11 protein-coding genes are annotated in these 12084 nt (G+C 72.5%); 8 read left to right on the top strand and 3 right to left on the bottom strand.

The features are described from left to right. Positions 1 to 94 precede the first annotated feature (94 nt). The 4 genes from AB0F13_RS26605 (at position 95) to AB0F13_RS26590 (ending at position 1792) form a co-directional block, all read left to right on the top strand. Positions 95 to 478, top strand: coding sequence for a helix-turn-helix transcriptional regulator (locus AB0F13_RS26605; RefSeq protein WP_086566431.1), 384 nt, complete (start codon positions 95 to 97; stop codon positions 476 to 478). Positions 479 to 651: 173 nt separating this feature from the next. After that, the gene (locus tag AB0F13_RS26600; RefSeq protein ID WP_362087327.1) at positions 652 to 1122 is read left to right on the top strand and encodes a DNA starvation/stationary phase protection protein; all 471 of its coding nucleotides are present in this window, start codon (positions 652 to 654) and stop codon (positions 1120 to 1122) included. Positions 1123 to 1240: 118 nt separating this feature from the next. Continuing rightward, positions 1241 to 1453, top strand: a complete 213-nt coding sequence (locus AB0F13_RS26595) for a hypothetical protein (RefSeq protein ID WP_362087324.1) — start codon at positions 1241 to 1243, stop codon at positions 1451 to 1453. 57 nt (positions 1454 to 1510) lie between these two features. Beyond that, complete coding sequence (locus AB0F13_RS26590; RefSeq protein WP_362087322.1) at positions 1511 to 1792, top strand: hypothetical protein; 282 nt, start codon at positions 1511 to 1513, stop codon at positions 1790 to 1792. Between the two features lie 157 nt (positions 1793 to 1949). On the opposite strand, the gene AB0F13_RS26585 is transcribed toward AB0F13_RS26590, so the two are convergent. From AB0F13_RS26585 to AB0F13_RS26575, 3 genes are read right to left on the bottom strand one after another with little or no spacing between them, the layout of a single operon-like run. After that, positions 1950 to 2783: a DNA-formamidopyrimidine glycosylase family protein gene (locus AB0F13_RS26585; protein ID WP_362087319.1), complete on the bottom strand. Its 834-nt coding sequence runs from the start codon at positions 2781 to 2783 to the stop codon at positions 1950 to 1952. Between the two features lie 42 nt (positions 2784 to 2825). Further along, positions 2826 to 7583 (bottom strand): ATP-dependent helicase, encoded by a 4758-nt coding sequence (locus AB0F13_RS26580; RefSeq protein WP_362087316.1) that lies wholly within the window; start codon positions 7581 to 7583, stop codon positions 2826 to 2828. Positions 7584 to 7643: 60 nt separating this feature from the next. Next, positions 7644 to 8582 (bottom strand): hypothetical protein, encoded by a 939-nt coding sequence (locus AB0F13_RS26575; protein ID WP_362087314.1) that lies wholly within the window; start codon positions 8580 to 8582, stop codon positions 7644 to 7646. An 80-nt stretch (positions 8583 to 8662) separates the two neighbouring features. On the opposite strand from AB0F13_RS26575, the gene AB0F13_RS26570 reads away from it, so the two are divergent. The 4 genes from AB0F13_RS26570 (at position 8663) to recX (ending at position 12040) form a co-directional block, all read left to right on the top strand. Next, positions 8663 to 8857, top strand: a complete 195-nt coding sequence (locus AB0F13_RS26570; protein WP_362087311.1) for a DUF3046 domain-containing protein — start codon at positions 8663 to 8665, stop codon at positions 8855 to 8857. A gap of 68 nt (positions 8858 to 8925) precedes the next feature. Next, positions 8926 to 10116, top strand: coding sequence for an AI-2E family transporter (locus AB0F13_RS26565; RefSeq protein ID WP_362087308.1), 1191 nt, complete (start codon positions 8926 to 8928; stop codon positions 10114 to 10116). A 188-nt stretch (positions 10117 to 10304) separates the two neighbouring features. Then, positions 10305 to 11429, top strand: a complete 1125-nt coding sequence (gene recA / locus AB0F13_RS26560) for a recombinase RecA (RefSeq protein ID WP_362087305.1) — start codon at positions 10305 to 10307, stop codon at positions 11427 to 11429. 2 nt (positions 11430 to 11431) lie between these two features. After that, positions 11432 to 12040, top strand: a complete 609-nt coding sequence (gene recX / locus AB0F13_RS26555) for a recombination regulator RecX (RefSeq protein WP_362087302.1) — start codon at positions 11432 to 11434, stop codon at positions 12038 to 12040. Positions 12041 to 12084 lie beyond the last annotated feature (44 nt).

The following is a 12084-nucleotide window of genomic DNA, read 5'->3' as shown; positions in this document are numbered from 1 at the left end:
GTGAACACGACATAGCTCCCCGCACGGCCGCACCCCGAGGCGGTACGGTGGGGCGTGAAGGAACCGGATTCGCGGTCCAAGGAGGGAGCCACCGATGATTCTGCTCCGTCGCCTGCTGGGTGACGTGCTGCGTCGGCAGCGCCAACGCCAGGGCCGCACTCTGCGCGAGGTCTCCTCGTCCGCCCGGGTCTCGCTCGGTTATCTCTCCGAGGTCGAGCGCGGGCAGAAAGAGGCGTCCTCCGAGCTTCTCTCCGCAATCTGCGACGCTCTGGACGTTCGGATGTCCGAGGTCATGCGCGAGGTGAGTGACGAGCTGTCGCTCGCCGAGCTGGCGCAGTCGGCGGCGGCGAGCGAGCCGGTACCCGCGCCGATGCGGCCGATGTTCAATTCGGTGTCCGTGACGTCCGTAACGGGCGTTCCGGGGGAGCGCGTGACCATCAAGGCCCCCGCGGAGGCCGTGGATGTGGTCGCGGCCTGAGAGAGGCTGACAGAGCCTGAAGGCATGTGTTTCACGTTCGGGATCCCGGTCAGAAGTTCTGACCGGGGTCTCTGCGTTTTCCGCTCTGCACGGCACCGGTGTGCCATGCCATGGTGGTGCCGTGGTGGGAAACGCGGAGTAACCGAATCAATGCCTTGAACAGGAGGAAGCGGATGTCCGTCGTGAAGAGTCCTCTGTCCGATCAGGACCGCAAGATCGTCGGTGATGCGCTCCAGGGCGCGCTCGTCGATCTCGTCGACCTCTCGCTCGTGGCCAAGCAGGTCCACTGGAACGTGGTGGGTCCTCGATTCCGCTCGGTCCACCTCCAGCTCGACGAGGTCGTATCGAGCGCCCGTGTGCACACGGACACCGTGGCCGAGCGCGCCTCGGCGCTGGGCATCGCCCCGGACGGGCGGGCCGAGACCGTTGCGAAGACCAGTGGCATCGACGCGATCGGCGGCGGCTGGACCAAGGACACGGAGGCCGTACGGACCCTCGTCGAGGCCCTCGGCGCCGTGATCATCAGGATGCGCGAACGCATTCGGGCGACGGCCGAGCCGGACCCGGTCACGCAGGACATCCTCATCGGTCTCACAGGCGATCTCGAGAAGCACCACTGGATGTTCCAGGCCGAGAACGCCTGACCTTCGGGCGGCTCCGGGTGGCCAAAGGCCTGGCCCCGCCGCCCGAAGAGGCCCGCCTCCGGCTGCCGGGGGCGCGTCACGGGTGGCGGGGGCGGTCCCCGCGGGGTCTCCTGGTGACATGAGCGAGCACCCGGTGATCCGCTTCACGAAAGAGCTCATGGTGGTCTCGGACCTCGATCAGGCCACCGCTGGGGCATTCGTGCGGGCGGTCTACCAAGAAGGGGTGCACGAGGGCGAGCAGCGGGTGATCGTCGAGCTGCACCGCCGCGACCGCGAGATCGCGGAGCTCGAGCGGGAGCTGGCCCGGTTCCGTGGCGAGGACGCCGGCTGAGGGCCCTGCGGGGCCTGCGGGGGTGCGCACTCCCTTGTCGGCCCGAAGGAGGCAGCCATGGTCCGCAGCGATGTCCCCGGACACCGGCGCCCACGTCGCCCACGGCGCCCGCGGCCGGTCGGCCGGGTGGTGGCGCTCGTGGCGGGCGGATTGGTGGGCGGATTGTGGTGCTGGGCCGTGTTCCGGCTGCTCACGCAGCCGGGCCGGACGGGGTTCCTGGAGGGGCTCGTCGCCACCGGCGGGTGGGGGCTGAGCCTGCTGCCGGTGCACTGCGTGCCGAGGGACCGAGGCACGGATGCGCGAGGTGCGCGGCGGAGCCGGTGGCGCAGGGCACGCTGAAATGGGGCTGGCGCGGGGCTGGGATGCCGGCTCCGGTTCGGTCCGGGGGCTGACGAAGGACTGCTCTCCGGCCCTTGTTCGGTCCGGGACCGACGAAGGACTGCTCTCGCCTCGGTTCGGTCCGGGGCTGACCCGGACCGTGCTCCCCACCCCCCGTTCACTCGTTCGGTGTACCGGAGTCCAGCGGCCGGTCGGTGGACGGCGGAGGGCCGGGCTGGCAGTGAGGGCACCAGAACGTGATCCGCTCCTGGGGCGCCGGGCCCTGGCCCGCCGCGAGGACCGGGGTGCCGCAGCGGCGGCAGGGTTTTTCGGCGCGTCCGTAGACCCACAGGTGACGGTCAGGGCGGGCATCGGCGGTGGTGATGCGGGCGGTGCGGGACTTGTTGACCTCCAGCAGCTTTCTGGCCAGCGTCACCAGGCGCCGGGGGTCGGGGAGGGCCGCGACGGGCAGCCAGGGGGACACCCGGAGCATGAAGCACAGCTCGGATTTGTAGACATTGCCGATGCCCGCGAGGTTGCGCTGGTCGAGGACGGCCTCGCCGATGGCGCGGCCGGGATCGGCCAGCAGGCGGCGGACCGCCTCCTCGGCGTCCCAGTCGGGGCCCAGCAGGTCCGGGCCGAGATGGCCGACGACCACGGATTCGTCGGCGGTGCGCAGCAGTTCCAGGACGGGCAGGCGGTAGCCGACCGCCGTGTGGGCGGCCGTGGCGAGGACGGCGCGGATCTGGTGCTGCGGGCCCCCGCTGAGGCGCCGGCCGGGTGCCTGGAGCCGCCAGGAGCCGTCCATGCCGAGGTGGGAGTGGAGGGTGAGGCCGCCCTCGACACGTGTGAGCAGGTGCTTGCCTCGCGGGAGGGTCTCCAGGACCGCACGGCCGGTGAGGTCGACGGTGGCGAGCTTGGGCACGCGCAGGTCGGAGCGGATCAGCGGCTCGCCCGTCAGGGCCTGGTCCAGGTCCCGCGCGGTGCGCCAGACGGTGTCCCCTTCGGGCATAGGACGTCTCCTTTGAGCCTACGGTCCATGATGTGGCCTCGCTCAGGGGGCGCGCAGGCGCAGCCCTCGCGGCGTGGCATGGAAGCCCACCGACTCCAGGAGGGGGCCCAGCGGCGACGACAGGGCCGGGGAGCCGTTGACACGCTCGACGGTGACCGTGCCCAGGGCGCCCGCGCGGGCCGCCTCGGCCAGGGCCGCCGCCGCCTCGCGCAGCCCGGGGTCGTCACCGCTCGCGGCGTCGGTGCCCTCCTGCTGGGGCCAGGCGAGCAAGGTTTTCCCACCGCGCTCCATATAGAGCGCCAGGGCGCCGTCGAGGAGAACGACCAGGGAACCGGCCTTGCGGCCCGGCTTGTGGGCCGCACCGGCGGGCGGCTCGGGCCAGGGCAGGGCGGCACCGTAGGCATTGGCCGGGTCGGCGGCGGCAAGGACGAGGCTCCGGCGGCGGGCGGACTGCGCCGCCGGGGGCCGGACGTCCCACGGGGCGGCGGGGACGCCACCGGACCGCTCCCGGGCCGTGCCTGCGGCGCGCAGCCGGTCGACGGCGCCGTCCATGGCGAACTGTGCGGCACCCAGGCCCTCGACCACGTACCCGCGGCGGGCCTGCCCGCTCTCCTCGAAGACGGAGAGCACGCGGTAGGCGGCGGAGAAGCCGCCCTCCACCCCCTCCGCGGCAACGGCCCCGCGGGTCACCACGCCGTGCCGGTCCAGGAGCGTCCGGGCGAGAGCGTGCGCCCGGTGGGTGGCGTCCGGCTCGCGCTGCGGAAGCAGCGACCAGCGGCCCGCGACCGTTGGCGGGCCACTGCGGGAAGCAGTGCTCCGGGCCGCCAGGCCGGCCAGGCTCGGCCTGCCCGTGAAGGCGCCGTAACGGCCGCGCGGAACGGCACGCTTGGCGCGGTGCGCGGTGGAACCCGCCGTGCGGCCGGAGCCGAGGAACGAGCGCAGGGGGGCGAGCGTGTCGTTGGTGAGGCGGCCGGACCAGGCGAGGTCCCAGAGGGCCTCGGCGATCAGGGCGTCCGCTCCGGCCGGTTCACCGGCAGCCGGATCGGCCGCGCGCACGCGGTCGGCGATCTGACGGAAGAACAGGCCGTAGCCGCCCGACAGAGCGTCGAGCACCGACTGGTGCAGCGGGGACAGCTCCAGCGGGTGCGGGGCGGGGAGCAGCAGCGGGGCCGCGTCGGCGAGCAGCAGGGAGACCCAGCCGTCCTTGCCGGGCAGCGCGCCGGCCCCGGCCCACACGACCTCGCCGGAGGCGGTGAGCTCGTCGAGCATCGCGGGGGAGTAGTCCGTCACCCGGGCGGGCAGGACGAGCTTCTCCAGGGCGGAGGCGGGTACCGGTGCGCCCTGCAGCTGCTCCACGGCACGCAGCAGTCCGTCGATGCCGCGCAGGCCGTGGGAGCCGATGTGCTGCCAGGCGGGGAGGAACGCGGCGAGGGTGGCGGGGGGCACCGGCTCCAGCTCGTGCCGCAGCGCGGCCAGGGAGCGGCGGCGCAGCCTGCGCAGCACGGCCGCGTCGCACCACTCCTGGCCGATGCCGGCGGGATGGAACTCGCCCTGGACGATGCGGCCGCCGGCCGTCAGGCGGTGCAGTGCGCCGTCGGTCACGGCCGTGCCGAGGCCCAGGCGGGCGGCGGCCTGAGCCGAGGTGAACGGGCCGTGGGTGCGGGCGAAGCGGGCGAGGAGGTCGCCGAGGGGGTCCTTGACGGGCTCGGTGAAGGCCTCGGGCACGCCGACGGGGAGGGCCGTTCCCAGGGCGTCCCGCAGCCGTCCGGCATCCTCGACGGCTGCCCAGTGGTCGCGGCCGGCGATGCGGACACGGATGGCGCGGCGCGCCTCGGACAGCTCCTTCGCCCACGGCGGCTCGGCGCCGCGCTCGGCGAGCTCGGCATCGGTGAGCGGGCCGAGGAGGCGCAGCAGGTCGGCGACGCCTTCGACGTCCTTGGCCCTGCGGTCCGCGGTGAGCCACTGCAGCTCGTGCTCCAGTTCGGTGAGCACCTGGGGGTCGAGGAGCTCGCGCAGCTCGGCCTGGCCCAGCAGCTCGGCCAGCAGCCGGGAGTCGAGGGAGAGCGCGGCGGCGCGGCGCTCGGCGAGCGGCGAGTCGCCCTCGTACAGGAACTGGGCGACATAGCCGAAGAGCAGCGAGCGGGCGAACGGCGACGGCTCGGGGGTGGTCACCTCGACCAGCCGGACCCGGCGGGCCTCGACGTCGCCCATCAGCTCGGTCAGGCCGGGGACGTCGAAGACGTCCTGGAGGCACTCGCGCACGGCTTCCAGGACGATCGGGAACGAGCCGAACTCGCCCGCGACCTGCAGGAGCTGGGAGGCACGCTGGCGCTGCTGCCACAGCGGGGTGCGCTTGCCGGGGTTGCGCCGCGGCAGCAGCAGGGCGCGTGCGGCGCACTCCCGGAAGCGGGAGGCGAACAGGGCGGAGGAGCCGACCTGGTCGGTGACGATCCGGTCGACCTCGCCCTTGTCGAAGGTGACGTCGGCGGCTCCGAGGGGGGACTGCTCGCTGTCGTACTCCGTGCCCTGCCGGGCCGGGTCGGCGTCGAGCAGGTCCAGTCCCATGATGTCGGCGTCGGGCAGGCGCAGAACGATGCCGTCGTCGGCGTGCATCACCTGGGCGTCCATGCCGTACCGCTCGGAGAGACGGGCGCCGAGGGCCAGGGCCCAGGGGGCGTGCACCTGGGCGCCGAAGGGCGAGTGGACGACGACCCGCCAGTCGCCCAGCTCGTCACGGAAGCGCTCGACGACGATCGTCCGGTCGTCGGGCACATGGCCGCAGGCACGGCGCTGCTCGTCCAGGTAGGACAGCACGTTGTCGGCCGCCCAGCGGTCGAGCCCGGCGGCGGTGAGGCGCTCGCGGGCCGCATCGGACGTCAGGCCGCCGATCTCCCGCAGGAAGGTGCCCAGCGCCCGGCCGAGTTCCAGGGGGCGGCCCAGCTGGTCGCCCTTCCAGAACGGCAGCCGGCCGGGAATGCCGGGGGCCGGGGTGACGAGGACACGGTCGCGGGTGATGTCCTCGATGCGCCAGGAGGTGGTGCCGAGGGTGAACACATCGCCGACCCGCGACTCGTAGACCATCTCCTCGTCCAGCTCCCCGACCCGGCCGCCGCCCTTCTTCGGGTCGGCCCCGGCCAGGAAGACGCCGAAGAGGCCCCGGTCGGGGATGGTGCCGCCGGAGGTGACGGCGAGCCGCTGCGCCCCGGGGCGCCCCGCGACCGTGTCGGCCGTGCGGTCCCAGACCAGGCGCGGCCGCAACTCCGCGAAGGCGTCGGACGGATAGCGGCCGGCGAGCATGTCGAGAACGCCGGAGTAGGCGGACTCCGGCAGCGACGCGAAGGGGGCCGCGCGCCGCACCAGGGCCAGCAGCTCCGCCACGTCCCAGGTGTCCATGGACGCCATGGCGACGATCTGCTGGGCGAGCACGTCCAGCGGGTTGGCCGGCACGCGCAGCGACTCGATGGCCCCCTGCCGCATCCGTTCCGTCACCACGGCCGCCTGCACCAGGTCTCCCCGGTACTTGGGGAAGACGACGCCGGTGGAGACCGCGCCGACCTGGTGCCCGGCGCGGCCGACCCGCTGCAGCCCGGAGGCGACCGACGGCGGCGACTCGACCTGGACGACCAGATCCACGGCGCCCATGTCGATGCCCAGTTCCAGGCTGGAGGTGGCGACGACGGCCGGCAGCCGGCCCGCCTTGAGGTCCTCCTCGACCAGTGCCCGCTGCTCCTTGGAGACCGAGCCGTGGTGGGCGCGGGCGATGACGGGCGGTGCGCCCTTGGCCGGACCCGAGCCACCCATCAACTGGGCGGGGGAGTGGTGTTCGGGCAGGGGTTCGCCGGTGGTCCGCTCGTAGGCGATCTCGTTGAGGCGGTTGCACAGCCGCTCGGCGAGGCGGCGCGAGTTGGCGAAGACGATCGTGGAGCGGTGGGCCTGGACGAGATCGGCGATGCGCTCCTCGACGTGCGGCCAGATCGACGGCTTCTCCTTGCCGTCGCCGCCCTCCTGCACCGGTGAGCCGCCGAGCTCGGCCAGGTCCTCGACCGGGACGACGACCGAAAGGTCGAACTCCTTGCCGGACGGCGGCTGGACGATCTCCACCCTGCGCTGCGGCGACAGATACCGCGCCACCTCGTCCACCGGCCGTACCGTCGCGGACAGCCCGATGCGCCGGGCAGGGCGGGCGAGCAGGGTGTCGAGGCGCTCCAGGGAGAGCGCCAGATGCGCACCGCGCTTGGTCCCGGCGACGGCGTGCACCTCGTCGAGGATCACCGTCTCCACGCCCGTGAGCGCCTCCCGCGCGGCGGAGGTCAGCATCAGGAAGAGCGACTCGGGGGTGGTGATCAGAATGTCCGGCGGGCGGGTGACCAGCGCCCGGCGCTCGGTGGCGGGCGTGTCGCCGGACCGGATGCCGACGCGGATCTCCGGCTCGGGCAGGCCCAACCGCAGGGACTCCTGGCGGATGCCGGTGAGCGGACTGCGCAGATTGCGCTCGACGTCCACGGCGAGGGCCTTGAGCGGGGAGACGTACAGCACGCGGCAGCGCTTCTTGCGGTCGGCCGGCGGCGGGGTGCTCGCCAGCCGGTCCAGGGAGGCGAGGAAGGCGGCCAGCGTCTTGCCGGAGCCCGTGGGCGCGACGACCAGTACGTCCGAGCCCTCGTCGATCGCCCGCCAGGCTCCCGCCTGGGCCGCCGTGGGTGCGGTGAAGGCCCCCGTGAACCAGGCGCGGGTCGCGGGGGAGAACGTGGCGAGGGCCCGGGCCGGGTCCTCCGCCGTCGCAGCTGCTGTGTCGTCCGCCATGCACCCCATCGTGCACCGCCCCACTGACAATGCCCCGGACGGGCAGGTCAGCGGCGGTTTTCAGGCGTGCTCAGGAGACTGGACGGCATGGCCGTGCGCCCGCAGGGTCAGGAGCGCTTCGATGGTCACCATCGGCCGGCACTCCAGCACCGTGCCCGGCGCCCACGCCCGCCAGCGGATCGGCCAGCCGCCGTCCTCCTCCTGCGCGGCGGCGAGAAATTCCAGCGACCTGGCCAGCTCGGCGTCGGTGAACCAGCGCCGGGCCAGGGAGCCGGGAGTCCGCGCGAAGTCGTGCGGGAAGTGGTGCTCGCCCGGCGCGTACCCCTCCGGCACGGGGTGGTCGGCGGCCCGCGCGGGGTCGAGGACGGCCAGCCGCTGCTCCCGGACCGTCCGCCCGAGCCGGTCGGCCGCCACCTCGGCGCGCCGCTGGTCCGGCGCCCCGTCGAGAAAGGCGACGGCCGCCTCCACCTCGTACGGGTGCGTCCTCGCCCCCCTGCCGAGGGCGTCGATCGCGGCCCAGCAGAAGTCGGTGGCCCGGAACAGCCACGCGTGCCACACCTCGTTGCGGTGCAGCAGGCCCACCACCGGCCCCGTGGCGAGCAGATCGCTCGGCGGATCGTCCACCACCGGGATCCACGGGGCCGCCGGATAGCCGCGCAGCGAGGGGTGGAGCGCGGGCAGCGCGCCGTCCTGTGTGGAGACCGCCGTCAGATAGCGGCACACGCGTTCCACCCGGCGGTCGCGGCACCGGCCGATCTCGTCCAGCACGCGCAGCGCGTGCGCGGTGTGCAGCGGCTGGCTCACCGGACCACGCAGATCCGGTTCCAGGGCGTGGCCGAAGCCCCCGTCGTCACCTTCGTACGCGGTCAGCGCCGCCTCGACGGCGTCAGCGCTGCCACCGAGGAAGTGGTAGGCGAATCTGCGCTGCTCCAGGACACGGGCGGTGAGCCAGACGAAGTGTTCGGCGCGGGCGACAGCGGATGCTCCGGATGGGGCCATGCACAAGACCGTAGGGCGCGAAGTGTCCCCGGTCAGCGGCTCGTGCGCGGCTGCACTCTCAGGGGCGGGATACTTGGACCATGCGGTTGACGGTCTTCTGGCAGCGGATGGCGGATTATTTCGGCGCGGTGTACGCCGACTCCTTCGCGCGCGATCATGTGATGTCCGAACTCGGCGGAAGGACCGTGCACCAGGCGCTGGACGCCGGCTGGAACGCCAAGGACGTCTGGCGCGCGGTGTGCAGGGCGATGGAGGTCCCCGAAGACAGGCGCTGACCGCCGCCCCGCTCGCAGGCCGCCGGACGGTCCGTTACTCATTTCGTCCGATAGGCCACACTTGCTCCGTGGCAGCGACAGACGACACCGCCCCGGACAGTCCCCGACCACCCCGGCCCGACGACGGCCTGCGCCTGCCGCGCTGGCTGCCCAGGGCAGTGGTGGTGACACTCGCCCTCTTCGCCTGCTTCCAGCTGGCCAGCTGGGCGTTCCATCAGCTCATCGGCCTCTTCATCAACATCCTCATCGCCTTCTTCGTCGCGCTGGCCATCGAGCCGGCGGTGGACCGGATGGCTGCCCGCGGCATGCGTCGCGGCATCGCGACAGGCCTGATGTTCCTGGGTGTGACCATCGCCTTCGTCGGCTTCTTCACGCTTCTGGGCTCGATGCTCGCCGGGCAGATCCAGACCATGGTGGAGAACTTCCCCTCCTACCTGGACTCGGTGATCAGCTGGATCAACCGGACGTTCCGCACGAGCCTGTCCCGGGTCGCGATCCAGGAGAGCGTCCTGCACTCGGACTGGCTGCAGAAGTACGTGCGCAACAGCGCCAGCGGTGTGCTGGACGTCTCGGCCACCGTCCTCGGCGGGCTCTTCCAGCTGCTGACGGTCCTGCTCTTCTCGTTCTACTTCGCAGCCGACGGCCCCCGGCTGCGCCGCACCCTGTGCTCGCTGCTGCCGCCGCACCGGCAGGCCGAGGTGCTGCGCGCCTGGGAGCTCGCGGTCACCAAGACCGGTGGCTACATCTACTCGCGCGCCCTGATGGCGCTGATCTCCGGCGTCGCGCACTACGTGCTGCTGGAGATCCTGGGCGTGCCCTACGCACCGGCCCTCGCCGTCTGGGTGGGTCTGGTGTCGCAGTTCATCCCGACCATCGGCACCTACCTCGCCGGTGCCCTGCCGATCCTGCTCGCCTTCACCGTGAATCCCTGGTACGCGGTGTGGGTGTTCGGCTTCGTCGTGGTCTATCAGCAGTTCGAGAATTACGTGCTCCAGCCGCGCATCACCGCCAGGACCGTCAACATCCACCCGGCCGTCGCCTTCGGCTCGGTGGTCGCGGGCACCGCGCTGCTCGGCGCGGTGGGCGCTCTGATCGCCATCCCGGCGACCGCGACGCTGCAGGCTTTCCTCGGGGTCTATGTGAAGCGGTACGAGGTCGCGACGGATGCCGACGAGCCGGACGGGTCCGGTCGGCGGCGGGCGGAGGGGGACCGTCCTTCGCTGTTCGTCCGGTTGCTCAGGGCCCTGCGAAGGCGCTGATGCGGGACCGCCGCGCGGGGCGGAGTGGCGCGCTTGACAGCAAAATCGAACATCCATTCTTATGGGTCTTCCGGGCCGGTCGGAGCCGAGTTATCCACAGGCCGGGGCGACGCCCGGGCGCATTGTCAGTGGCAGGCGTTAGCGTCGTGGACGTGAAGCGATCGACTCAAGCAAACCGGGTGGAACCCATGGCAGGCACCGACCGTGAGAAGGCGCTGGACGCCGCACTCGCACAGATTGAACGGCAATTCGGCAAGGGCGCCGTGATGCGCCTCGGCGACCGGCCGAACGAGCCGATTGAGGTCATCCCCACCGGGTCGACCGCTCTCGACGTCGCCCTCGGCGTCGGCGGACTGCCGCGCGGCCGCGTGGTGGAGGTCTACGGACCGGAGTCCTCCGGTAAGACCACCCTCACCCTGCACGCCGTGGCCAACGCGCAGAAGGCGGGCGGCACCGTCGCCTTCATCGACGCCGAGCACGCCCTCGACCCCGAGTACGCCCGGGCGCTGGGCGTCGACACCGACAACCTCATCCTCTCCCAGCCGGACACCGGCGAGCAGGCGCTGGAGATCGTGGACATGCTGGTCCGCTCCGGCGCCCTCGACCTGATCGTCATCGACTCCGTCGCCGCCCTGGTGCCGCGTGCGGAGATCGAGGGCGAGATGGGCGACTCGCACGTCGGCCTCCAGGCCCGGCTGATGAGCCAGGCGCTGCGCAAGATCACCAGCGCGCTCAACCAGTCCAAGACCACCGCGATCTTCATCAACCAGCTCCGCGAGAAGATCGGCGTCATGTTCGGCTCCCCGGAGACGACGACCGGTGGCCGGGCCCTGAAGTTCTACGCCTCGGTACGTCTGGACATCCGCCGCATCGAGACCCTCAAGGACGGCACGGAGGCCGTCGGCAACCGCACCCGAGTGAAGGTCGTCAAGAACAAGGTCGCGCCGCCCTTCAAGCAGGCCGAGTTCGACATCCTCTACGGCCAGGGCATCAGCCGCGAGGGCGGCCTGATCGACATGGGCGTGGAGCACGGCTTCATCCGCAAGGCCGGCGCCTGGTACACCTACGAGGGCGACCAGCTCGGCCAGGGCAAGGAGAACGCCCGCAACTTCCTCAAGGACAACCCCGACCTCGCCAACGAGGTCGAGAAGAAGATCAAGGAGAAGCTGGGCGTGGGCGTCAGGCCCGAGTCCCCGGCCGGCGAGCCCGGTGCGGACGCCGCGGGAGCCGCCTCGGGTGACCCGGCCAAGTCGGTGCCTGCCCCGGCGTCCAAGCCCGCGGGGAAGGCCGCCAAGGCCGCCGTCAAGAGCTAGCGGTGACACAGCGAAGCGAGTGGCCCGGGCCGGTCGAGCCGCACGTGGACGACCGTACGGGCGGTGGCGCCCCCTCCCCGTCGAGGGCCGGGGGTGGAGCGCCACCGCCACCGGAGGAGCAGGCGCGGGCGATCTGCCTGCGCCTGCTCACCGGATCACCGCGCACGCGCAAACAGCTCGCGGACGCCCTGGCCAAACGCGGCATAGCGGACGACGTCGCGGCTGAGGTGCTGTCGCGGTTCGAGGACGTGGGGCTGATCGACGACGGGGCGTTCGCCGAGGCCTGGGTGGAGTCCCGGCACCACGGCCGGGGGCTGGCGCGCCGCGCCCTGGCGCTCGAGCTGCGCACCAAGGGCGTGGACTCCACGCTGATCGACGAGGCCGTCGGCCGGCTCGACTCGGAGCAGGAGGAGCGCACGGCCCGCGAGCTGGTCGAGCGCAAGCTGCGCTCGACCCGTGGGCTGGACCGGGAGAAGCGGCTCCGACGCCTTGCCGGGATGCTCGCCCGCAAGGGATACGGCGAGGGTCTCGCCCTGCGCGTGGTGCGCCGGGCCCTGGAGGAGGAGGGCGACGACCCCGAGCTGCTGGATCACTACCTGCCGGAGGTCTAGACGAGCTGTTCCGGCTCGTCCAGGGCAGCTCCCGGCGTCGGCCG

It is taken from the genome of Streptomyces sp. NPDC026206 (assembly GCF_040638465.1).
In the GTDB taxonomy this organism is placed as follows: domain Bacteria; phylum Actinomycetota; class Actinomycetes; order Streptomycetales; family Streptomycetaceae; genus Streptomyces.
This window is presented reverse-complemented; position numbering and strand designations above follow the sequence as displayed.

Bases quoted from the DNA above. Each gene is read 5' to 3' on its own strand.
- AB0F13_RS26605 (WP_086566431.1), top strand. From the start codon at position 95: ATGATTCTGCTCCGTCGCCTGCTGGGTGACGTGCTGCGTCGGCAGCGC.
- AB0F13_RS26575 (WP_362087314.1), bottom strand. From the start codon at position 8,582: ATGGCCCCATCCGGAGCATCCGCTGTCGCCCGCGCCGAACACTTCGTC.
- recA (WP_362087305.1), top strand. From the start codon at position 10,305: ATGGCAGGCACCGACCGTGAGAAGGCGCTGGACGCCGCACTCGCACAG.
- AB0F13_RS26580 (WP_362087316.1), bottom strand. From the start codon at position 7,583: ATGGCGGACGACACAGCAGCTGCGACGGCGGAGGACCCGGCCCGGGCC.
- AB0F13_RS26585 (WP_362087319.1), bottom strand. From the start codon at position 2,783: ATGCCCGAAGGGGACACCGTCTGGCGCACCGCGCGGGACCTGGACCAG.
- AB0F13_RS26600 (WP_362087327.1), top strand. From the start codon at position 652: ATGTCCGTCGTGAAGAGTCCTCTGTCCGATCAGGACCGCAAGATCGTC.
- AB0F13_RS26590 (WP_362087322.1), top strand. From the start codon at position 1,511: ATGGTCCGCAGCGATGTCCCCGGACACCGGCGCCCACGTCGCCCACGG.
- AB0F13_RS26570 (WP_362087311.1), top strand. From the start codon at position 8,663: ATGCGGTTGACGGTCTTCTGGCAGCGGATGGCGGATTATTTCGGCGCG.
- AB0F13_RS26595 (WP_362087324.1), top strand. From the start codon at position 1,241: ATGAGCGAGCACCCGGTGATCCGCTTCACGAAAGAGCTCATGGTGGTC.